Origin of the sequence: Streptomyces sp. DT224 (genome assembly GCF_049844595.1) — a bacterium.
Classification (GTDB): domain Bacteria; phylum Actinomycetota; class Actinomycetes; order Streptomycetales; family Streptomycetaceae; genus Streptomyces.
In genome coordinates, this window is the sequence record NZ_JBNCLI010000009.1 from 281,528 (window position 1) to 303,090 (window position 21,563).

General features: G+C 69.8%; 17 protein-coding genes. 16 read left to right on the forward strand and 1 reads right to left on the reverse strand.

The annotated features are described in order from the left end of the window. Positions 1-50: 50 nt before the first annotated feature. Entirely contained in the window at positions 51-1,334 is a 1,284-nt protein-coding gene (locus ACLQ2N_RS23905) for a geranylgeranyl reductase family protein (protein WP_383297847.1), read from the forward strand. Positions 1,335-1,442: 108 nt separating this feature from the next. Here ACLQ2N_RS23905 and ACLQ2N_RS23910 read toward each other — a convergent pair whose 3' ends face one another. Then, positions 1,443-2,276 (reverse strand): C40 family peptidase, encoded by an 834-nt coding sequence (locus ACLQ2N_RS23910; protein WP_425816181.1) that lies wholly within the window; start codon positions 2,274-2,276, stop codon positions 1,443-1,445. A gap of 769 nt (positions 2,277-3,045) precedes the next feature. On the opposite strand from ACLQ2N_RS23910, the gene ACLQ2N_RS23915 reads away from it, so the two are divergent. The 15 genes from ACLQ2N_RS23915 (at position 3,046) to recQ (ending at position 21,557) form a co-directional block, all read left to right on the forward strand. Further along, entirely contained in the window at positions 3,046-3,405 is a 360-nt protein-coding gene (locus ACLQ2N_RS23915) for an NADH-quinone oxidoreductase subunit A (protein WP_003967084.1), read from the forward strand. An 18-nt stretch (positions 3,406-3,423) separates the two neighbouring features. Then, positions 3,424-3,978, forward strand: coding sequence for a NuoB/complex I 20 kDa subunit family protein (locus ACLQ2N_RS23920; protein ID WP_073964532.1), 555 nt, complete (start codon positions 3,424-3,426; stop codon positions 3,976-3,978). Beyond that, the gene (locus ACLQ2N_RS23925) at positions 3,975-4,685 is read left to right on the forward strand and encodes an NADH-quinone oxidoreductase subunit C (protein ID WP_425816182.1); all 711 of its coding nucleotides are present in this window, start codon (positions 3,975-3,977) and stop codon (positions 4,683-4,685) included. The genes ACLQ2N_RS23920 and ACLQ2N_RS23925 overlap by 4 nt, the downstream gene beginning before the upstream one ends. Further along, positions 4,685-6,007, forward strand: coding sequence for an NADH-quinone oxidoreductase subunit D (locus tag ACLQ2N_RS23930; protein ID WP_425816183.1), 1,323 nt, complete (start codon positions 4,685-4,687; stop codon positions 6,005-6,007). Before ACLQ2N_RS23925 ends, ACLQ2N_RS23930 begins: the two co-directional genes overlap by 1 nt. A gap of 29 nt (positions 6,008-6,036) precedes the next feature. Next, positions 6,037-6,852, forward strand: coding sequence for an NADH-quinone oxidoreductase subunit NuoE (gene nuoE / locus ACLQ2N_RS23935; protein WP_425816286.1), 816 nt, complete (start codon positions 6,037-6,039; stop codon positions 6,850-6,852). After that, positions 6,852-8,216, forward strand: coding sequence for an NADH-quinone oxidoreductase subunit NuoF (nuoF, locus tag ACLQ2N_RS23940; protein WP_425816184.1), 1,365 nt, complete (start codon positions 6,852-6,854; stop codon positions 8,214-8,216). Before nuoE ends, nuoF begins: the two co-directional genes overlap by 1 nt. After that, positions 8,213-10,720 carry an NADH-quinone oxidoreductase subunit G gene (locus ACLQ2N_RS23945; RefSeq protein WP_425816185.1) on the forward strand — a complete coding sequence of 836 codons (2,508 nt, stop codon included), beginning with the start codon at positions 8,213-8,215 and terminating at the stop codon, positions 10,718-10,720. The genes nuoF and ACLQ2N_RS23945 overlap by 4 nt, the downstream gene beginning before the upstream one ends. Continuing rightward, positions 10,717-12,120, forward strand: coding sequence for an NADH-quinone oxidoreductase subunit NuoH (nuoH, locus tag ACLQ2N_RS23950; protein ID WP_018101342.1), 1,404 nt, complete (start codon positions 10,717-10,719; stop codon positions 12,118-12,120). The genes ACLQ2N_RS23945 and nuoH overlap by 4 nt, the downstream gene beginning before the upstream one ends. Continuing rightward, positions 12,113-12,811, forward strand: a complete 699-nt coding sequence (nuoI, locus tag ACLQ2N_RS23955) for an NADH-quinone oxidoreductase subunit NuoI (RefSeq protein ID WP_425816186.1) — start codon at positions 12,113-12,115, stop codon at positions 12,809-12,811. Before nuoH ends, nuoI begins: the two co-directional genes overlap by 8 nt. Further along, entirely contained in the window at positions 12,808-13,635 is an 828-nt protein-coding gene (locus ACLQ2N_RS23960) for an NADH-quinone oxidoreductase subunit J (protein WP_425816187.1), read from the forward strand. Before nuoI ends, ACLQ2N_RS23960 begins: the two co-directional genes overlap by 4 nt. Then, positions 13,632-13,931, forward strand: coding sequence for an NADH-quinone oxidoreductase subunit NuoK (gene nuoK, locus ACLQ2N_RS23965; RefSeq protein WP_018101339.1), 300 nt, complete (start codon positions 13,632-13,634; stop codon positions 13,929-13,931). The genes ACLQ2N_RS23960 and nuoK overlap by 4 nt, the downstream gene beginning before the upstream one ends. A 14-nt stretch (positions 13,932-13,945) precedes the next feature. Continuing rightward, on the forward strand, positions 13,946-15,892 hold the full coding sequence (gene nuoL / locus ACLQ2N_RS23970) for an NADH-quinone oxidoreductase subunit L (RefSeq protein WP_425816188.1): 1,947 nt from the start codon (positions 13,946-13,948) through the stop codon (positions 15,890-15,892). A gap of 4 nt (positions 15,893-15,896) precedes the next feature. After that, on the forward strand, positions 15,897-17,468 hold the full coding sequence (locus tag ACLQ2N_RS23975; RefSeq protein WP_425816189.1) for an NADH-quinone oxidoreductase subunit M: 1,572 nt from the start codon (positions 15,897-15,899) through the stop codon (positions 17,466-17,468). Beyond that, positions 17,465-19,129 carry an NADH-quinone oxidoreductase subunit NuoN gene (gene nuoN, locus ACLQ2N_RS23980; RefSeq protein WP_425816190.1) on the forward strand — a complete coding sequence of 555 codons (1,665 nt, stop codon included), beginning with the start codon at positions 17,465-17,467 and terminating at the stop codon, positions 19,127-19,129. The genes ACLQ2N_RS23975 and nuoN overlap by 4 nt, the downstream gene beginning before the upstream one ends. Positions 19,130-19,472: 343 nt before the next feature. Then, positions 19,473-21,557: a DNA helicase RecQ gene (gene recQ, locus ACLQ2N_RS23985; RefSeq protein ID WP_425816191.1), complete on the forward strand. Its 2,085-nt coding sequence runs from the start codon at positions 19,473-19,475 to the stop codon at positions 21,555-21,557. Positions 21,558-21,563: the final 6 nt, after the last annotated feature.

Below are 21,563 nucleotides of genomic sequence, written 5' to 3' on the forward strand. Positions count from 1 at the left end.
TGGACCTGTGCCGCGCGGCACGCGAATTCGAGTCTTCGGGAGAACCGACCGTGACCGAACCCCTGTCCGAACACAGCGCGGACGTCATCGTCGTCGGGGCGGGCCCCGCCGGCTCCACGACCGCGTACTACCTGGCCAAGGCCGGACTCGACGTCCTCCTCCTGGAGAAGACCGCGTTCCCGCGCGAGAAGGTCTGCGGCGACGGGCTCACCCCGCGCGCCACCAAGCAGCTCGTGGCCATGGGCATCGACATCTCCGAAGAGGCCGGCTGGCTGCGCAACAAGGGCCTGCGCATCATCGGCGGCGGCGTCCGGCTGCAGCTGGACTGGCCGGATCTGGCCTCCTACCCGGACTACGGACTCGTCCGCAAGCGCGACGACTTCGACGAGCAGCTGGCCCGCAACGCGCAGAAGGCCGGTGCCCGGCTGTACGAGCGGTGCAACGTCGGCGCCCCGGTCACCGACGAGCGCACCGGCCGGATCACCGGGGTGCACGCCAAGCTCGGCGAGGAGAAGACCCCGGTCACCTTCCACGCCCCGCTCGTGGTCGCCGCCGACGGCAACTCCACCCGGCTCTCCCTCGCGATGGGCCTGCACCGCCGCGAGGACCGCCCCATGGGCGTCGCCGTGCGGACGTACTTCACCTCGCCCCGGCACGACGACGACTACCTGGAGTCCTGGCTGGAGCTGTGGGACCGGCGCGGCCCCCAGGAGAAGCTGCTGCCCGGCTACGGCTGGATCTTCGGCATGGGCGACGGCACGTCCAACGTCGGCCTCGGCATCCTCAACTCCTCGTCCGCGTTCAAGGAGCTGGACTGGCGCGAGGTCCTGAAGGCGTGGTGCGCGTCCATGCCGGAGGACTGGGGGTACACCCCGGAGAACATGACGATGCCCATCCGGGGCGCCGCCCTGCCGATGGCCTTCAACCGCCAGCCGCACTACACCAAGGGCCTGCTGCTCGTCGGTGACGCGGGCGGCATGGTCAACCCGTTCAACGGCGAGGGCATCGCGTACGCCATGGAGTCCGGTCAGATCGCGGCCGACGTCATCGTCCAGGCGCACGCCCGCGCGACCCCGGCCCAGCGGGAGCTGGCGCTGAACAACTACCCGAAGGTGCTCAAGGAGACCTACGGGGGCTACTACACGATGGGCCGCGCCTTCGTGAAGCTGATCGGCAACCCGAAGGTCATGAAGGTCGCGACCCAGCGCGGCCTGACGCACCCGCTGCTGATGAAGTTCACGCTGAAGATGCTCGCCAACCTCACCGACCCGACGGGCGGCGACGCGATGGACCGCGTCATCAACGGCCTGGCGAAGGTGGCGCCGCGCTCGTAGCGTCCGTTCACAAACGAAGGAGCCGTCACTCCCGAGCGGGGGAGTGACGGCTCCTTCGTGTGCCTCACGTGCGGATCAGGCTTGTGAATCCGTGAACACGCGGATGTCTCAGAGGACGCGGACCGCGCCGGTCGGCATGTCGTAGTCCAGCGGGCGCTGCACCACACCGGTCGAGGAGTTCTGCGCACCGACGAACTGGCCGCCGCCCACGTAGATCCCGACGTGGTACGCGCTGCCCGCGCCGCCCCAGTACAGGATGTCGCCGGGCTGGAGGTTGCTCAGCGAGACCTGGGTGCCGGCGGTGGACTGGCTCTGCGAGACGCGCGGCAGGTCGACGCCCACCGTGCGGAACGCGGCCTGGACCAGGCCCGAGCAGTCCCACGAGTTCGGGCCGGTGCCGCCGGACACATACGCGTCGCCGACCTGCGCCTGGGCGAACGCGACGACGGAGGCCGCGGAGCCGGTGGCGTTGGTGGAGTACGAGGTCGTGGCGGCGCTGGTGGAGCCGGACGACGAGGAACCGGTGCTCTTCTGGAGCGTGGTGCGCGCGGCGTCGCGGGAGGCGCGCTCGGCGGCCTCCGCCTTGGCCTTGGCGGCCGCGGCGGCCTTCTTCTTCGCCTCGGCCTTGCGGACGGCCTCGGCCTTGGCCTTCTTGGCGTCCTTGGCGGCGCTGCTGGCCGCCGCGTCCTCCTGGGCCTGCGTCTCCAGGTCCAGGGCGACCTGCTGCGTCGCCTCGGCGGAGGCGGCGACGGTGGTGGAGAGTCCCGCCGTGATGGTGGGCATCTCGATCGTCTGGGTCACCGGTTCGGCCTGGGCCGGGCCCGCGGCACCCGCGACCGCGATGGTGCTGAGGACGCCACCGGCAACTCCGGCACGCAGCGCCGTCGTCGAGGCATTCCGGCGGGGCTTCCGGTGGCTGGGTATGAGAGCGGTGTGGGACATGGGTACTAGCGCTATCAGGGCGCGCGGGCTCCCATCAAGAAACGTGTGTTGCGACACAGTTACGTCCGGAATCTGTGAATCCGCTTTCTGGGGGCCTTTATTGACGCCGTAACGGGCAAAACGGGCACCCGTGATCATGGCTGTGATCACGGGTTATCTGCAATACGCCCGAATTGCCCGCCGCTTACCACCCGTTCACACAGTTGGCCAAGCCCGCTTCTATAACGGCTGATGTGAAGTGATGCAGCTCACAGCATGGTCTTGCTGTGACGGGCATACGAGGGTTCGGCACGGGCGGCGGCGGTCCGTGTCCACTTCGTGCCGCGTGAGCCCCCGCGCGAGTGACCCCTTTCCGGTCCCCGCGTCCGGCGTCACGTCCGGCATCCCGTCCGGCCGCCATGACCCCAGAGTGGGGCAGATCCCTTTATCACCCCATCGTGTCCATCGCCAATTTTGCGCGCAGCGCCGTGGCTTGATAGTGCGACACCTCTTTGACCAGCGCCAACGGTAGGAGATGTCACCTCTCGTGATCACTCGGCCGCTTCGTGTACGAAGATCACCGCTCATCCGACTTCATGATCGTTCGTCAGGTGGTGGAGATCACAAAGACGTTGGTGACCCCCGTGTCGCAGATCACAGGACGGCGGGCATAGGATGCGGGGCAGTCGGGCTTGTGAACTGCCTCACATGTGCACGATCTTGGTGAGGCGGGGAGCCGGTTCGCCCGATGCGGTCCAACGGTCAAGGACGACTGGAAGGAGCGAGGAGCGTGAATGCCTACGCGCCCATCCTCGTGCTCGGCGCCCTCGGGGCAGGGTTTGCGATCTTCTCCGTGGTCATGGCCACGCTTATCGGCCCCAAGCGGTACAACCGGGCAAAGCTCGAAGCGTACGAGTGCGGTATCGAACCGACACCCACGCCGGCCGGAGGCGGCCGCTTTCCCATCAAGTACTACCTGACGGCGATGCTCTTCATCGTCTTCGACATCGAGATCGTCTTCCTCTATCCCTGGGCGGTCAGCTTCGACGCCCTGGGGATCTTCGGGCTCGTGGAGATGCTGCTCTTCGTGCTCACCGTCTTCGTCGCCTACGCGTATGTGTGGCGGCGCGGCGGTCTGGAATGGGACTGAGGGGCTGAGGGGCACACCATGGGACTCGAAGAGAAGCTGCCGAGCGGCTTCGTTCTGACCACCGTCGAGCAGGCGGCCGGCTGGGTGCGGAAGTCCTCCGTCTTCCCGGCGACCTTCGGCCTCGCCTGTTGCGCCATCGAGATGATGACCACCGGCGCGGGCCGCTACGACCTGGCCCGCTTCGGCATGGAGGTCTTCCGCGGCTCGCCGCGGCAGGCGGACCTGATGATCGTGGCCGGGCGGGTGAGCCAGAAGATGGCGCCCGTCCTGCGGCAGGTCTACGACCAGATGCCGAACCCCAAGTGGGTCATCTCCATGGGCGTTTGCGCGTCATCGGGCGGTATGTTCAACAATTACGCCATTGTTCAGGGTGTTGATCATATTGTCCCGGTTGATATTTATTTGCCGGGCTGCCCGCCGCGGCCCGAGATGCTGATGGACGCGATCCTCAAGCTGCACCAGAAGATCCAGGGCTCCAAGCTCGGGGTCAACGCCGAGGAAGCCGCCCGCGAGGCCGAGGAAGCGGCGCTCAACGCCCTGCCCCTCATCGAGATGAAGGGGCTCCTGCGATGAGCGACGAGCTGGGCGGCTCCGCCGTCCCCGCCCCGCGCGACGAGCACGGCGAGGTCATCGGCGTACGCAGGGGCATGTTCGGCGCCGACAACGGCGGCGACACCTCCGGCTACGGCGGCCTCGTCCGTACCGTCGCCCTCCCCGGCGCCTCCTCCCGCCCCTACGGCGGCTGGTTCGACGAGGTCGCCGACGAACTGGAAGGCGCCCTGGAGGAACAGGGACTCGTCCCCGAGAACGCCATCGAGAAGACGGTCGTCGACCGGGACGAACTCACCTTCCACATCGCCCGCGAGCACCTGGTCACCGTCGCGAGGACCCTGCGCGACGACCCGGCCCTGCGCTTCGAGCTGTGCACCGGCGTCTGCGGCGTCCACTTCCCCGGCGACAAGGGCCGCGAGCTGCACGCGGTCTACCACCTGCGCTCGCTCACCCACGGCCGGCTGATCCGGCTGGAGGTCTCCACGCCGGACGACGACCGGCACCTGCCGTCCCTCGTCCCGGTCTACCCGACCAACGACTGGCACGAGCGCGAGGCGTACGACTTCTTCGGGCTCGTCTTCGACGGGCACCCCGCCCTCACCCGGATCATGATGCCGGACGACTGGCAGGGCTTCCCGCAGCGCAAGGACTACCCGCTCGGCGGCATCCCCGTCGAGTACAAGGGCGCCCAGATCCCGGCTCCGGACCAGCGGAGGTCGTACTCCTGATGACCACTCCCCACGCAACGCCTCGCGCCACGACCGAGGGGACTGTATATACAGTCACCGGCGGCGACTGGGACGAGGTCGTCGAGAACGCGGCCGCGTCCGACGACGAGCGCATCATCGTCAACATGGGCCCGCAGCACCCGTCCACGCACGGCGTGCTCCGGCTCATCCTGGAGATCGACGGCGAGACCGTCACCGAGGCCCGCTGCGGCATCGGCTACCTCCACACCGGCATCGAGAAGAACCTCGAATTCCGCAACTGGACGCAGGGCACCACCTTCGTCACGCGCATGGACTACCTGACGCCGTTCTTCAACGAGACGGCGTACTGCCTCGGAGTCGAGAAGCTCCTCGGCATCGAGGACCAGATCCCCGACCGGGCCACCGTCCTGCGCGTGCTCCTGATGGAGCTCAACCGGCTCTCCTCGCACCTGGTGTGCATCGCCACCGGCGGCATGGAGCTCGGCGCCACCACGATCATGATCTACGGCTTCCGCGACCGGGAGCTGGTGCTCGATCTCTTCGAGCTGATCACCGGGCTCCGGATGAACCACGCGTTCATCCGGCCCGGCGGCCTCGCCCAGGACCTGCCCCCGGGCGCGGTCGACCAGCTGCGCGAGTTCGTGAAGACCATGAAGAAGAACCTGCCGGAGTACGACGCGCTCGCCACCGGCAACCCCATCTTCAAGGCCCGCATGCAGGACGTCGGCTACCTCGACCTCACCGGCTGCATGGCCCTCGGCGCCACCGGCCCGATCCTGCGCTCGGCGGGCCTCCCGCACGACCTGCGCAAGACCGACCCGTACTGCGGCTACGAGACCTACGACTTCGAGGTCCCCACCGCCGACAGCTGCGACGCCTACGGTCGCTTCCTCATCCGCCTGGAGGAGATGCGCCAGTCGCTGCGGATCGTCGAGCAGTGCATCGACCGGCTCGAACCCGGACCGGTCATGGTCGCCGACAAGAAGATCGCCTGGCCCGCGCAGCTCGCGCTCGGCCCGGACGGCCTGGGCAACTCGCTGGACCACATCAAGAAGATCATGGGCACCTCCATGGAGGCCCTGATCCACCACTTCAAGCTGGTGACCGAGGGCTTCCGGGTCCCCGTCGGACAGGCGTACACCGCCGTCGAGTCCCCCAAGGGCGAACTCGGCGTGCACGTCGTCTCGGACGGCGGAACCCGCCCCTACCGGGTCCACTTCCGCGACCCGTCCTTCACCAACCTCCAGGCCATGGCGGCGATGTGCGAGGGCGGCCAGGTCGCCGACGTCATCGTCGCCGTCGCATCCATCGACCCCGTGATGGGAGGCGTCGACCGGTGACCGAAGCACGTCAGGAAGTCAGTCTGGGGATGCCGCAGCTCCCCGCCCCCGCCTACCCGGCCGAGGTGCGCGCCAGGCTCGAAGCGGATGCGAAGGAGGTGATCGCCCGCTACCCCGGCAGCCGCTCCGCGCTGCTGCCGCTGCTGCACCTCGTGCAGTCCGAGGAGGGGTACGTCTCGCGTACGGGCATGGCCTTCTGCGCCGACATGCTCGGCCTCACCACCGCCGAGGTCACCGCGGTCGCCACCTTCTACACGATGTACCGGCGCAAGGCCGGCGGCGACTACCAGGTCGGCGTCTGCACCAACACGCTCTGCGCGGTGATGGGCGGCGACGCGATCTTCGACCGGCTCAAGGAGCACCTCGGCGTCGGCAACGACGAGACGACCGACGACGGCAAGGTCACCCTCGAACACATCGAGTGCAACGCTGCCTGCGACTTCGCGCCCGTCGTGATGGTCAACTGGGAGTTCTTCGACAACCAGACCCCGGAGAGCGCCACCCGATTGGTGGACGACCTGATCGCCGGCCGCACCGTCGAGCCCACCCGCGGCGCGCCCCTGTGCACGTACAAGGAGACCGCGCGCATCCTGGCCGGCTTCCCCGACGAGCGCCCCGGCGCCGTCGCGGCGACCGGCGGCGCCGGCCACGCCTCGCTCATCGGTCTCAAGCTGGCCAAGGGCGAGGCCGCACCGCAGGCCCGCGTGGTCGGCCCGCGCGGCGAGGCGCCCACCGACCAGCCGCAGAAGGGCGCCGAGCACCTCAGCTCGCACGACGCGCCGCAGCAGACCTCGGCATCCGACCCGGACCACCCGGCAGGACCCGCGGCCGAGGAGGGGGAGTGATGACGTTGGCCACCGAGCTCGATCACAACGGGACCAGCCCCGAGAAGCTGCTCGCGCCCGTCCTGTCCGCCTTCTGGGACCAGCCGGAATCCTGGACCCTGGACACCTACCGCCGCCACGAGGGCTACGAAGGGCTGCGCAAGGCCCTCACCATGTCCCCGGACGACCTCATCGCGTACGTCAAGGACTCCGGTCTGCGCGGCCGCGGCGGCGCCGGCTTCCCCACCGGCATGAAGTGGCAGTTCATCCCGCAGGGGGACGGCAAGCCTCACTATCTTGTTGTCAACGCCGACGAGTCGGAGCCGGGGACCTGCAAGGACATCCCGCTCCTCTTCGCCAACCCGCACAGCCTCATCGAGGGCATCGTGATCGCCTGTTACGCGATCCGGTCGTCGCACGCGTTCATCTACTTGCGCGGTGAGGTCGTCCCCGTGCTGCGACGGTTGCACGAGGCCGTTCGAGAGGCGTACGAGGCGGGATATCTGGGGACGAACATCCTGGGTTCAGGGCTCGATCTGGAACTCACGGTGCACGCGGGAGCCGGTGCGTACATCTGTGGTGAGGAAACCGCGCTGCTCGACTCTCTCGAAGGACGGCGTGGCCAGCCCCGGCTGCGGCCTCCCTTCCCTGCGGTCGCCGGTCTGTACGCCTGCCCCACTGTGGTGAACAACGTCGAGTCCATCGCCTCGGTTCCCGCGATCCTGAACAGGGGCAAGGACTGGTTCAAGTCGATGGGCAGCGAGAAGTCCCCCGGCTTCACGCTCTACTCGCTCAGCGGCCATGTCGCGGGCCCCGGCCAGTACGAGGCGCCGCTCGGCATCACGCTGCGCCAGCTCCTCGACATGAGCGGCGGCATGCGCCCCGGCCACCGCCTCAAGTTCTGGACCCCCGGCGGCTCCTCCACGCCGATGTTCACCGACGAACACCTCGACGTGCCCCTCGACTACGAGGGCGTCGGCGCGGCCGGGTCCATGCTCGGCACCAAGGCGCTCCAGTGCTTCGACGAGACGACCTGCGTGGTGCGGGCCGTCACCCGCTGGACCGAGTTCTACGCCCACGAGTCCTGCGGCAAGTGCACTCCCTGCCGCGAGGGCACCTACTGGCTCGTCCAGCTGCTCCGCGACATCGAGGCCGGCAAGGGCCGGATGTCCGACCTCGACAAGCTCAACGACATCGCCGACAACATCAACGGCAAGTCGTTCTGCGCCCTCGGCGACGGCGCCGCCTCGCCGATCTTCTCCTCGCTGAAGTACTTCCGCGAGGAGTACGAGCAGCACATCACCGGCAAGGGCTGCCCCTTCGATCCCGCCAAATCGACCCTCTGGGCCGACGACAAGAACGCTCACCAGGGGGTGAACGCATGACAGTCACCACGAGTGCGCCCTCCGGGGGCGGCGAAGCGGCGATCCCGCCCGAGGACCTGGTCACGCTGACCATCGACGGCATCGAGATCAGCGTGCCCAAGGGCACCCTGGTCATCCGCGCCGCCGAGCTCCTCGGCATCGAGATCCCCCGGTTCTGCGACCACCCGCTCCTCGACCCGGCCGGCGCCTGCCGGCAGTGCATCGTCGAGGTCGAGGGCCAGCGCAAGCCGATGGCGTCCTGCACCATCACCTGCACCGACGGCATGGTCGTCAAGTCGCAGATCACCTCGCCCGTCGCCGACAAGGCGCAGCGCGGTGTGATGGAGCTGCTGCTCATCAACCACCCGCTGGACTGCCCGGTCTGCGACAAGGGCGGCGAGTGCCCGCTCCAGAACCAGGCGATGTCGCACGGCGACCCGGACTCCCGCTTCGACGGCAGGAAGCGGACGTACGAGAAGCCCGTGCCGATCTCCACCCAGGTGCTGCTGGACCGTGAGCGGTGCGTGCTCTGCGCGCGCTGCACGCGGTTCTCCAACCAGGTGGCCGGCGACCCGATGATCGAGCTGATCGAGCGCGGCGCGCTCCAGCAGGTCGGCATCGGCGAGGGCGACCCGTTCCAGTCGTACTTCTCCGGGAACACCATCCAGATCTGCCCGGTCGGGGCGCTCACCTCGGCGGCGTACCGGTTCCGCTCCCGCCCCTTCGACCTGGTGTCGACGCCCTCCGTGTGCGAGCACTGCTCCGGCGGCTGCGCCACCCGCACCGACCACCGGCGCGGCAAGGTCATGCGCCGCCTCGCGGCCAACGACCCCGAGGTCAACGAGGAGTGGCTCTGCGACAAGGGCCGCTTCGGCTTCCGCTACGCCCAGCAGCGCGACCGCCTCACCACCCCGCTCGTCCGGGGCGGGTCGGGTGAGCTGGAACCGGCGAGCTGGCCCGAGGCCCTGGCCGCCGCGGCCGAGGGCCTGTCCGCGGCGCGCGGCCGGACCGGCGTCCTCACCGGCGGCCGGCTGACCGTCGAGGACGCCTACGCGTACAGCAAGTTCGCGCGGATCGCCCTGGACACCAACGACATCGACTTCCGGGCCCGCGTCCACAGCGACGAGGAGGCCGACTTCCTGGCCTCGCGCGTCGCCGGGCGCGGCAAGGACCTCGACGGGTCGGGTGTCACGTACACCTCACTGGAGAAGGCCCCGGCCGTGCTGCTGGTCGGGTTCGAGTCGGAGGAGGAGGCCCCCGGCGTCTTCCTGCGGCTGCGCAAGGCCCACCGCAAGCACGGCCAGCGCACGTTCTCCGTCGCCTCGCACGCCAGCCGGGGCCTGGTGAAGGCCGGCGGCGCACTGCTTCCCGCCGCGCCCGGCACCGAAACCGAATGGCTGGACGCCATCGCGGGCGGTGTCGGCCTGGAGGGCGAGGGCGCCGTCGCGGCCGAGGCGCTGCGCGGCGAGGGCGCGCTGATCGTGGTCGGCGAGCGGCTGGCCGGGGTGCCCGGCGGGCTGACCGCCGCGGTCCGGGCCGCGACCGCGACCGGAGCCCGGCTGGTGTGGATCCCGCGCCGGGCGGGCGAACGCGGCGCGGTGGAGGCGGGCGCGCTCCCGTCGCTGCTGCCCGGCGGCCGGCCAGCCACCGACCCGCGCGCCCGGGGCGAGGTGGCCGCCGTGTGGGGCGTCGCCGAACTCCCGTCCCGCTTCGGCCGCGACACCGGCCAGATCATCGAGGCCGCGTCCTCCGGTGAGCTGGGCGCGCTGGTCGTCGCCGGCGTGGGGACCGAGGACCTGCCGGACCCGGCGCGGGCCCTGGAGGCCCTGGACCGGGTCGGCTTCCTGGTCTCCTTCGAGCTGCGGCCGAGCGAGGTCACCGACCGCGCCGACGTGGTGTTCCCGGTGGCCGCGGTCGCCGAGAAGTCCGGGACCTTCCTCAACTGGGAGGGCCGGGCGCGGATGTTCGAGGCCGCGCTGAAGCCCGACCAGATGACGCGGAACCTCGCCCCGGGCGACGCCCGCGTCCTGCACATGCTGGCCGACGCGATGGACGCGCATCTCGCGCTGCCGGACCTGCGGGCCGCCCGCCGCGAGCTGGACCGGCTCGGCGGCTGGCAGGGCGGGTACGCGGACGACCCCCGCGTCTCCGCGCAGCCGCTGCCCCGGCCCGGCGACGGCGAGGCGATCCTGGCCGGCCACCGGATGCTGCTCGACCTGGGCCGCCTCCAGGAGGGCGACACCGCGCTCGCCGGGACCCGGCACGAGGCGGTGGCCCGGCTTTCGGCCGCCACGGCCGCGGAGAGCGGGGTCAAGGACGGCGACCTGCTGGCGGTGTCCGGCCCGGCGGGCAGCGTCGAACTCCCGCTCCGGGTCACCGACATGCCGGACCGCGTGGTCTGGGTCCCGCTGAACTCCACCGGGCGGGGCGTGCCGGCGACGACCGGGGCCCGCCCCGGCGGCCTGGTCCGGATCGGCCCCGCCGCTCCCGGTACTCCCGACGTCACACCGGAGGTGCGGGCGTGACCGCCTTCGCTCAACTGGCCGCGGCACCGCACGGTTCGGTGCTCGCCGCCGAGGACCTGTCGATGTTCGGCAACGACCCCTGGTGGCTCGTCGTCATCAAGGCCGTCTTCTGCTTCGCGTTCCTGATGGTGACCGTGCTCTTCTCCATCGTGTGGGAGCGCAAGGTCGTCGCCTGGATGCAGCTGCGCATCGGCCCCAACCGGCACGGCCCCTGGGGCATGCTCCAGTCGCTCGCCGACGGCATCAAGCTGATGCTCAAGGAAGACGTCATCGTCAAGCGGGCGGACAAGGTCGTCTACGTCCTCGCCCCGATCGTCGCCGCGATCCCCGCGTTCATGGCCATCGCGGTGATCCCCTTCGGGCCCTCGGACAACGAGGTCTCGATCTTCGGGCACCGTACGGCGATGCAGCTCACCGACCTGCCGATCGCGATGCTGTACATCCTCGCGGTCGCCTCGGTCGGGATCTACGGCATCGTGCTGGCCGGCTGGTCGTCCGGCTCGACGTACCCGCTGCTCGGCGGGCTCCGCTCGTGCGCGCAGATGATCTCGTACGAGATCGCCATGGGCGCCGCGTTCGCCTCGGTGTTCCTCTACTCGGGGTCGATGTCGACGTCGAAGATCGTGGAGGCGCAGCAGGACCGCTGGTTCATCATCCTGCTCCCGGTCTCCTTCATCATCTACATCGTCACGATGGTCGGTGAGACCAACCGCGCCCCCTTCGACATGCCGGAGTCCGAGGGCGACCTCGTGGGCGGCTTCAACACCGAGTACTCGTCCATCAAGTTCGCGATGTTCATGCTCGCCGAGTACGTCAACATGGTCACCGTCTCCGCGGTCTCCACGACCCTGTTCCTGGGCGGCTGGCGGGCCCCGTGGCCGATCAGCACCTTCTGGGAGGGCGCGAACCACGGCTGGTGGCCGATGCTCTGGTTCGTCCTCAAGGTCCAGCTGCTGCTGTTCTTCTTCATCTGGCTGCGCGGCACGCTGCCCCGTGTCCGCTACGACCAGCTGATGAAGCTCGGCTGGAAGGTCCTGATCCCGGTCTCCGTCGTCTGGCTGATGCTGGTGGCGACCGTACGGGCGCTGCGCAACGAGGGCTACGACTTCTCCAAGATCCTGCTCTACGTGGCGGGTGCCGTGATCGCGGTGCTGCTGATCTCCTTCGTCGCCGACATCTTCCGCGACAAGAAGGAGAAGGCCGCGGCCGAGCAGGCCGGGCCCGAGCCGGCGTTCGACCCGATGGCGGGCGGATTCCCGGTCCCGCCGCTGCCCGGACAGACCCTGCCGCCCGTGCCGAGGCGCAGGCCGCGCCGCGAGCGGGAGCTCGTTGTCAGTGGCGGGGTGGATACTCAGAGTGACGGAAATCCGAGTGACGGAAAGGAGGCCGACGGTGTCTGAACTGCCAGATCTGCCGGGGTCCAAGAGGCCGGCGAAGTCCACCGGGCCGACGGGGTCGACGGCGTCCTCGCAGTCCTCCCCGAACTCGGAGGACAAGTTCCTCAACCCGGTGGCCGGCTTCGGCGTGACCTTCAAGGCCATGTTCAAGAAGCGGCTCACCGAGCAGTATCCGGAGACGCCGAAGGTGACGGCGCCGCGCTTCCACGGCCGCCACCAGCTCAACCGCCATCCGGACGGGCTGGAGAAGTGCGTCGGCTGCGAGCTGTGCGCCTGGGCCTGTCCCGCCGACGCGATCTACGTGGAGGGCGCGGACAACACCGACGAGGAGCGCTACTCCCCGGGTGAGCGCTACGGCCGCGTCTACCAGATCAACTACGCGCGCTGCATCCTCTGCGGACTGTGCATCGAGGCGTGCCCGACCCGGGCGCTCACGATGACCAACGAGTTCGAGCTCGCCAACACCACCCGCGAGAGCCTCATCTACACCAAGGACGAGCTGCTCGCGGGCCTGGAGGAAGGCATGGTCGACAGCCCGCACGCGATCTTCCCCGGCATGGACGAACAGGACTACTACCGGGGCCTGGTCACCGAGGCCGCCCCCGGTACGGAGCGCCAGCTCGCCGTGTCCAAGGGCGAGAAGCCGTCCGACGAGGCCGAGAGCAACGGCGCTTCGCAGGAGGTGGACGCATGACCGGCCTGGCCGCAGCGGCCTCGCAGACCTCGACCGGCGAGGCGTTCCAGTTCTGGGTGCTCGGCACGGTCGCCGTGATCGGCGCCCTGTCCACGGTGCTCATGAAGAAGGCCGTGCACAGCGCACTGAGCCTCGCCGGGACGATGATCATCCTCGCGGTGTTCTACCTCGCCAACGGCGCCTACTTCCTCGGCATCGTCCAGATCGTCGTCTACACCGGCGCGATCATGATGCTGTTCCTCTTCGTGGTCATGCTCGTCGGCGTCACGGCGGCGGACTCGCTGAAGGAGACCATCAAGGGCCAGCGCTGGCTGGCCGCCGGATGCGGCATCGGCTTCGGCGTCCTCCTCATCGCCGGTATCGGCAACGCCTCGCTGAAGACCTTCAACGGCCTGGGCACCGCCAACACCGCGCACGGCGGGAACGTGGAGGGGCTCGCCAGCCTCATCTTCACCAAGTACGTCTTCGCCTTCGAGATCACCGGCGCCCTGCTGATCACCGCGACGGTCGGCGCGATGGTGCTCACGCACCGCGAGCGCACCGAACGGGCCAAGACCCAGCGGGAGCTGTCCGAGGAGCGCGTGCGCAGCAACCACGTGCCGCCGCTGCCCGCCCCCGGCGTCTACGCCCGGCACAACGCGGTGGACATCGCGGGCCTGCTCCCCGACGGCACCCCGTCCGAGCTGACCGTCATGAACACGCTGCGCAAGCGCGGCCAGATGCGTGACGTGTCCCAGGAATCGCTGGCCGGCCTCAAGGCACTGGAGCAGCGCTCCGGTGAGCGGCTGGGCCGGGACACCGAAGAAGAGGAGGTCGCCAAGTGAATCCGGTCAACTACCTCTATCTCGCCGCCCTGCTGTTCACCATCGGCGCGGCCGGTGTGCTGATCCGGCGGAACGCGATCGTGGTGTTCATGTGCGTCGAGCTGATGCTCAACGCCTGCAACCTCGCGTTCGTCACCTTCTCCCGGATGCACGGCAACCTCGACGGCCAGATCATCGCCTTCTTCACGATGGTCGTCGCCGCCGCGGAGGTCGTGGTCGGGCTCGCGATCATCGTGTCGCTGTTCCGTTCCCGCCACTCGGCCTCGGTCGATGACGCCAGCCTGATGAAGCTGTAAGGGGCGTTTGCACTGTGGAGAACCTGATTGCGCTGCTCGTCGCGGCGCCCCTGCTCGGAGCGGCGGTGCTGCTGTGCGGCGGCCGGCGCCTCGACCGTGCCGGGCACTGGCTCGGCACCCTGCTCGCCGCCGCCTCGTTCGTCGTGGCCGTGGTGCTCTTCACCGACATGCTGGGGAAGAGCGCCGACGACCGGGCGCTGCACCAGAAGCTGTTCAGCTGGATCCCGGTCGAGGGCTTCCAGGCCGATGTGGCCTTCCAGCTCGACCAGCTGTCGATGACCTTCGTCCTGCTGATCACCGGTGTGGGCACGCTGATCCACATCTACTCGATCGGCTACATGGAGCACGACGAGCGCCGGCGCCGCTTCTTCGGCTATCTGAACCTGTTCCTGGCGGCGATGCTGATCCTGGTCATCGCCGACAACTACCTGCTGCTGTATGTCGGGTGGGAGGGCGTCGGTCTGGCGTCGTACCTGCTCATCGGCTTCTGGCAGCACAAGCCCAGCGCGGCGACCGCCGCGAAGAAGGCGTTCCTGGTCAACCGCGTCGGCGACATGGGCCTGTCGATCGCGATCATGCTGATGTTCACCACCTTCGGCACGTTCGCGTACGGCCCCGTCCTGGAGGCGACCGGCGAGACCAGCGAGGGCAAGCTGACGGCGATCGGCCTGATGCTGCTGCTCGCCGCCTGCGGCAAGTCCGCCCAGGTGCCGCTGCAGTCCTGGCTCGGCGACGCGATGGAGGGCCCGACCCCGGTCTCCGCCCTCATCCACGCCGCGACCATGGTCACCGCCGGTGTCTACCTGATCGTCCGCTCCGGTGCGATCTTCAACGCCGCCCCGGACGCCCAGATGGTCGTCGTGGTCGTCGGCGCGGTCACGCTGCTGTTCGGTGCGATCGTCGGTTGTGCGAAGGACGACATCAAGAAGGCCCTCGCCGGGTCCACGATGTCGCAGATCGGCTACATGATCCTGGCCGCCGGGCTCGGCCCCATCGGCTACGTCTTCGCCATCATGCACCTGGTGACGCACGGCTTCTTCAAGGCCGGGCTCTTCCTCGGCGCCGGTTCGGTCATGCACGGCATGAACGACGAGGTGGACATGCGGAAGTTCGGCGGCCTGCGGAAGTACATGCCGGTCACCTTCGTCACCTTCGGCCTCGGCTACCTCGCGATCATCGGCTTCCCCGGCCTCTCCGGCTTCTTCTCCAAGGACAAGATCATCGAGGCGGCGTTCGCCAAGGGCGGCACCGAGGGCTGGATCCTCGGCTCCGTGGCCCTGCTCGGCGCCGCGATCACCGCGTTCTACATGACGCGCGTGATGCTGATGACCTTCTTCGGCGAGGAGCGCTGGCGCCGCACGGCGACGCCGTCCCCGGACGCGCCGGACGTCGAGCCCGCCGCGGAGACGCGCGGCGAGCACGCGGAGCCCCACCCGCACGAGTCCCCGAAGTCCATGACGATCCCGATGATCGTGCTGGCCTTCGGCTCGGTCTTCGCCGGTGGCTTCTTCTCGATCGGCGACCGCTTCCTGCACTGGCTGGAGCCCGTCACCGGGCACGACCACGGCGACGCCCCGATCGGTGCCTCCACCGTCACCGCGGCCACCATGGTCGCCCTGGTCGTCGGTGTCGCCGTCGCCTGGGCGATGTACGGCCGCAAGCCGGTGCCGGTGACCGCCCCGCGCGGGTCGCTGCTCACCCGGGCCGCGCGCCGCGACCTCCTCCAGGACGACTTCAACCACGTGGTCCTGGTCCGCGGCGGCGAGCACCTGACCCGCTCCCTGGTGTACGTCGACCACAGCCTGGTCGACGGCGTCGTCAACGGCACGGCCGCGTCCATGGGCGGGCTCTCCGGCCGGCTGCGCAAGCTGCAGAACGGCTACGCCCGCTCCTACGCGGTCTCGATGTTCGGCGGTACGGCGGTTCTCATCGCCGCGACCCTGCTGATGAGGGCGGTCTGATCACATGTCCTTTCCCCTCCTGACAGCGACGGCGGCGCTCCCCGCGATCGGCGCGGTGGCCACCGCCGCCGTCCCGGCCGCCCGGCGCACCGCCGCCAAATGGCTGGCGCTGGCCTTCTCGCTGGCCACGCTCGTCCTGGCGGGCATCGCGCTCGCCCGCTTCGAGCCCGGCGGCGCCCGCTTCCAGCTCACCGAATCGCACGCCTGGATCGCGGACTTCGGCGTCCGCTACGAACTGGGTGTGGACGGCATCGGCGTCGCGCTCATGGCGCTCACCGCCCTGCTGATCCCGTTCGTCATCCTGGCCGGCTGGCACGACGCCGATCCCCTGGAGACGAACTCCTCGCGCTGGCGCCCCACCCAGGGCTTCTTCGCCCTGATCCTGATGGTCGAAGCGATGGTGATCCTCTCCTTCGAGGCCACCGACGTCTTCCTCTTCTACATCCTGTTCGAAGCCATGCTCATCCCGATGTACTTCCTCATCGGCGGCTTCGGGGACCGGGCGCACACCGGCAGCGACGAGAACGCGGCGGCGCAGCGTTCGTACGCCGCCGTGAAGTTCCTCCTCTACAACCTGGTCGGCGGCCTCATCATGCTGGCCGCGGTGATCGGCCTGTACGTGGTCGCCGGCTCGTTCTCGCTCTCCGAGATCGCCGAGGCCCGGGCCAACGGCACGTTCTCCATGGCGACCGGCACCGAGCGGTGGCTGTTCCTCGGGTTCTTCTTCGCCTTCGCGGTGAAGGCCCCGCTGTGGCCGCTGCACACCTGGCTGCCCAACGCCATGGGTGAGGCGACCGCGCCGGTCGCCGTGCTGATCACCGCCGTGGTCGACAAGGTCGGCACGTTCGCGATGCTCCGCTTCTGCCTCCAGCTCTTCCCGGAGGCCAGCAAGTGGGCGACGCCGGTGATCCTGGTCCTGGCGCTGATCAGCATCGTGTACGGGGCGCTGCTCGCGGTCGGCCAGCGCGACATCAAGCGGCTGATCGCCTACGCGTCCATCTCGCACTTCGGCTTCATCATCCTGGGCATCTTCGCGATGACCAGTCAGGGCCAGTCGGGCGCGACGCTGTACATGGTCAACCACGGCATCTCGACGGCCGCGCTGATGCTGGTCGCGGGCTTCCTGATCAGCCGGCGCGGCTCGCGCCTCATCGCCGACTACGGCGGGGTGCAGAAGGTGGCCCCGGTCCTGGCCGGCACCTTCCTGATCGGCGGCCTGGCCACGCTGTCGCTCCCGGGGCTCGCCCCGTTCGTCAGCGAGTTCCTGGTCCTGGTCGGCGCGTTCGCCGCGTATCCGGCGGCCGGCATCATCGCCACCACCGGCATCGTGCTCGCCGCGATCTACGTCCTGGTCCTCTACCAGCGCACCATGACCGGCCCGGTCAAGGCCGAGGTGCAGGGCATGGCGGACCTCAAGGTCCGTGAGCTCGTGGTGGTCGTCCCGCTGATCGCGCTGCTGCTCTTCCTGGGTGTCTACCCGAAGCCGTTGACGGACATCGTCAACCCGGCGGTGCAGCACACCATGTCGGACGTACAGAAGAAGGACCCCCAGCCCGAGGTGGAGGCCGCCAAGTGAGCGCAACAGCTGTCCACAGCCTGTGGACGACGGCGAGCGGGGTGACATCCGCCGCCCCGGACGAGAAGTTCACGGCCCCGGTCATCGAGTACACCCAGCTGACCCCGGTCCTGATCGTGATCGGCGTCGCCGTCGTCGGCGTCCTGGTCGAGGCGTTCGTGCCGCGCCGGGCCCGGTACCACACGCAGGTGTTCCTGACCGTCGTCGCGCTGGTCGCCGCGTTCGCCGCGGTGGTCGGCCTCGCGGCCGGCGGTTACGGGACGACCAAGGCGCACATCGCCGCGATGGGAGCCATCGCGGTCGACGGACCGGCCCTCTTCCTCCAGGGCGTCATCCTGCTGACGTCCCTGGTCGCGGTCTTCACGTTCGCCGAGCGGCGGCTCGACCCCGAGTCCCACGGCAACAGGGTCGACTCCTTCGCCGCGCAGGCCGCGTCGGTGCCCGGCAGCGACAGTGAGAAGGCCGCGGTCAAGGCCGGGTTCACCACCACCGAGGTCTTCCCGCTCGTCCTCTTCTCGGTGGCGGGCATGCTCGTCTTCCCGGCGGCCAACGACCTGCTGACGCTGTTCGTGGCCCTGGAGGTCTTCTCCCTCCCGCTGTACCTCCTGTGCGCCGTCGCCCGCCGCAAGCGGCTGATGTCGCAGGAGTCGGCCGTGAAGTACTTCCTGCTCGGCGCGTTCTCCTCGGCGTTCCTGCTGTTCGGGATCGCCCTCCTCTACGGCTACGCGGGCTCCGTCTCGTACGCGCGGATCGCGACCGTGGTCGACGGCTCGATCCAGAAGATCGACCCGGCGCTCGCGGACACCATGGGCAACGACGCGCTGCTGCTCATCGGCGGCGCGATGATCCTCACCGGACTGCTCTTCAAGGTCGGCGCCGTCCCGTTCCACATGTGGACGCCGGACGTCTACCAGGGTGCGCCGACCCCGGTCACCGGCTTCATGGCCGCCGCGACGAAGGTCGCCGCGTTCGGCGCGCTGCTGCGCCTGCTGTACGTGGTGCTGCCCGGGCTCACCTGGGACCTGCGGCCGGTCATGTGGGGCGTCGCGATCGTCACGATGGTGGGCGGCGCGGTCGTCGCGATCACGCAGACCGACATCAAGCGGCTGCTGGCCTACTCCTCGATCGCGCACGCCGGGTTCATCCTGGCCGGTGTGATCGCGGCCACCCCCGACGGCATCTCGTCCGTCCTCTTCTACCTCGGCACGTACTCCTTCGTGACGGTCGGCGCCTTCGCCGTCGTCACGCTGGTGCGGGACGCGGGCGGCGAGGCGACCCACCTGTCGAAGTGGGCCGGGCTCGGCCGGCGCTCGCCGCTGGTGGCCGCGGTCTTCGCGGTGTTCCTGCTGGCCTTCGCCGGTATTCCGCTGACCTCGGGCTTCTCCGGGAAGTTCGCGGTGTTCAAGGCGGCGGCGGACGGCGGCGCGGGCGGCCTGGTCGTGGTCGGTGTGATCTCCTCGGCGATCGCCGCGTTCTTCTACATCCGGGTCATCGTGCTGATGTTCTTCAGCGAGCCGAAGGCGGACGGCCCCACGGTCGCCGTCCCGTCCCCGCTGACGATGACCACCATCGCGATCGGCGTCGCCGTGACCGTGGTCCTGGGCGTGGCCCCGCAGTACTTCCTGGACCTGGCGGGCCAGGCCGGGACGTTCGTGAGGTAGCCGGAAACGGCTGTACGGCAACGCCGGACGGGCTTGGCCTTCCCTCGGGAAGTCAAGCCCGTCCGGCGTTGTCACAGGCGGCGCCCAGGGTCTGTCCGGTGGATCAGGGCCGGGTGGGGCGCGGCGTCTGGTGCGGTGCATCGCAAGGCGCCGGAGCGTCGCGAATGGGGTCTCCCCTGCTCGAACGAAGCTGAGAGCTTGGGGAAGGAGCTATCGGGGCGGTTCGGTAACGCGGCGAGGTGCCGTGCCGGGCGTCGCGACCCCGGTCATGATCCACCGGACAGGCCCTATGGTGGCAGGGGAGCGCTGGGACGCAGCGGGACCGGTATCGGGGGACAGAGCGATGAGCGGGACGGGCGTGACGGGCATGACCACGGATGTGAGCACGGGCGGGACCGCCGCCGCGACCGAGAGCGAGGCGCGGCGCACGCTGCACCGCGTCTTCGGTTACGAGGCGTTCCGCGGTGAGCAGGAGGCGATCGTCGACCACGTGGTGGCCGGCGGGGACGCCGTCGTGCTCATGCCCACCGGCGGCGGCAAGTCCCTCTGCTACCAGATCCCGGCCCTGGTCCGGCGGGGCACCGGCGTCGTGATCTCCCCGCTGATCGCCCTCATGCAGGACCAGGTCGACGCGCTGCGGGCGCTCGGTGTGCGGGCCGGCTTCATCAACTCCACGCAGGACTTCGACGAGCGCCGCTCGATGGAGGCCCAGTTCGCCGCGGGCGAGCTGGACCTCCTCTACCTGGCCCCGGAGCGGCTGCGGCTGGACTCCACGCTGGCGCTGCTGGCCCGGGGCGAGGTCTCCGTCTTCGCGATCGACGAGGCGCACTGCGTCGCCCAGTGGGGCCACGACTTCCGTCCCGACTACCTCACCCTCTCCGTGCTCGGCGAGCGCTGGCAGGACGTGCCGCGCATCGCCCTGACGGCCACGGCGACGGACGCCACGCACCGCGAGATCACCCAGCGGCTGTCCATGCCCGACGCCAAGCACTTCGTGGCCAGCTTCGACCGGCCCAACATCCAGTACCGGATCGTGGGCAAGGCCGACCCGAAGAAGCAGCTGCTCGCCTTCCTCAAGGAGGAGCACGCCGGAGACGCGGGCATCGTCTACTGCCTCTCCCGGGCGTCCACGGAGAAGACCGCCGAATTCCTCTGCCGCAACGGCATCGAGGCCGTCCCGTACCACGCGGGGCTCGACGCGGGGACGCGTGCGGCCCACCAGTCGCGCTTCCTGCGCGAGGAGGGCCTGGTCGTCGTCGCGACGATCGCCTTCGGCATGGGCATCGACAAGCCGGACGTCCGTTTCGTCGCCCACCTGGACCTCCCGAAGTCCGTCGAGGGCTACTACCAGGAGACCGGCCGCGCCGGCCGCGACGGCGCCCCCTCCACCGCGTGGATGGCGTACGGCCTCCAGGACGTCGTCCAGCAGCGCAAGCTCATCCAGGGCGGCGAGGGCGACGAGGCGTTCCGCCGCCGGGCCGCCTCCCACCTGGACTCGATGCTCGCCCTGTGCGAGACCGCCCAGTGCCGCCGCGCCCAGCTCCTCACGTACTTCGGCCAGGAGCCCACGGCCGAGTCCTGCGGCAACTGCGACACCTGCCTCACCCCGCCGGAGACCTGGGACGGCACGGTGGCCGCCCAGAAGCTGCTGTCCACGGTGGTCCGGCTGAAGCGGGAGCGCGGCCAGAAGTTCGGCGCGGGCCAGATCATCGACATCCTGCTCGGCCGCCGCACGGCCAAGGTCATCCAGTTCGACCACGACCAGCTGTCGGTCTTCGGCATCGGCGAGGAGCTGGCCGAGGCGGAGTGGCGCGGCGTGGTCCGCCAGCTCCTGGCCCAGGGCCTGATCGCCGTCGAGGGCGAGTACGGCACGCTGGTCCTGACCGAGGAGAGCGGCAAGGTCCTCGGCCGCGAGCGCGAGGTCCAGCTCCGCAAGGAGCCGAAGAAGCCGACGACCTCCCGGTCCTCGTCCGGCCGGGCCGAGCGCAAGCCGAAGGCGGCCGCCGCCGACCTCCCCGAGACGGCCGTCCCGGTCTTCGAGGCCCTGCGCGCCTGGCGGGCCGCCCAGGCGAAGGAGCTGGGCCTCCCGGCGTACGTGATCTTCCACGACGCGACCCTGCGCGAGATCGCCACGGTCCGCCCGGCGACGCTGGGGGAGCTGGGCGGCGTCAACGGCCTGGGCGAGAAGAAGCTGGCGACGTACGGGGAGGAGGTGCTGGAGGTCCTGGCGGGGCTCGACACGACCGCCCCGGCGGCTGCGGAAACCCCGGCCGCCCCGGCCCCGGCCCCCGCCGGAAAGCCCGCCCCGGAGGCCCCGGTCGCCCCGACCGAGGTGCCCTCCGCGCCGCCCACCCCGGCGGCCCAGCCCGCCGCCGCTCACGACGACGCCGCATTCGGCTGGGACGAGGAGCCCCCGGAGTACGAGTGAGAGGGC

Coding starts and splice junctions, on each gene's coding strand:
- ACLQ2N_RS23910 (WP_425816181.1), bottom strand. CDS start 2,276: ATGTCCCACACCGCTCTCATACCCAGCCACCGGAAGCCCCGCCGGAAT.
- ACLQ2N_RS23920 (WP_073964532.1), top strand. CDS start 3,424: ATGGGACTCGAAGAGAAGCTGCCGAGCGGCTTCGTTCTGACCACCGTC.
- ACLQ2N_RS23925 (WP_425816182.1), top strand. CDS start 3,975: ATGAGCGACGAGCTGGGCGGCTCCGCCGTCCCCGCCCCGCGCGACGAG.
- ACLQ2N_RS23930 (WP_425816183.1), top strand. CDS start 4,685: ATGACCACTCCCCACGCAACGCCTCGCGCCACGACCGAGGGGACTGTA.
- nuoE (WP_425816286.1), top strand. CDS start 6,037: ATGCCGCAGCTCCCCGCCCCCGCCTACCCGGCCGAGGTGCGCGCCAGG.
- nuoF (WP_425816184.1), top strand. CDS start 6,852: ATGACGTTGGCCACCGAGCTCGATCACAACGGGACCAGCCCCGAGAAG.
- ACLQ2N_RS23945 (WP_425816185.1), top strand. CDS start 8,213: ATGACAGTCACCACGAGTGCGCCCTCCGGGGGCGGCGAAGCGGCGATC.
- ACLQ2N_RS23960 (WP_425816187.1), top strand. CDS start 12,808: ATGACCGGCCTGGCCGCAGCGGCCTCGCAGACCTCGACCGGCGAGGCG.
- ACLQ2N_RS23975 (WP_425816189.1), top strand. CDS start 15,897: ATGTCCTTTCCCCTCCTGACAGCGACGGCGGCGCTCCCCGCGATCGGC.
- recQ (WP_425816191.1), top strand. CDS start 19,473: ATGAGCGGGACGGGCGTGACGGGCATGACCACGGATGTGAGCACGGGC.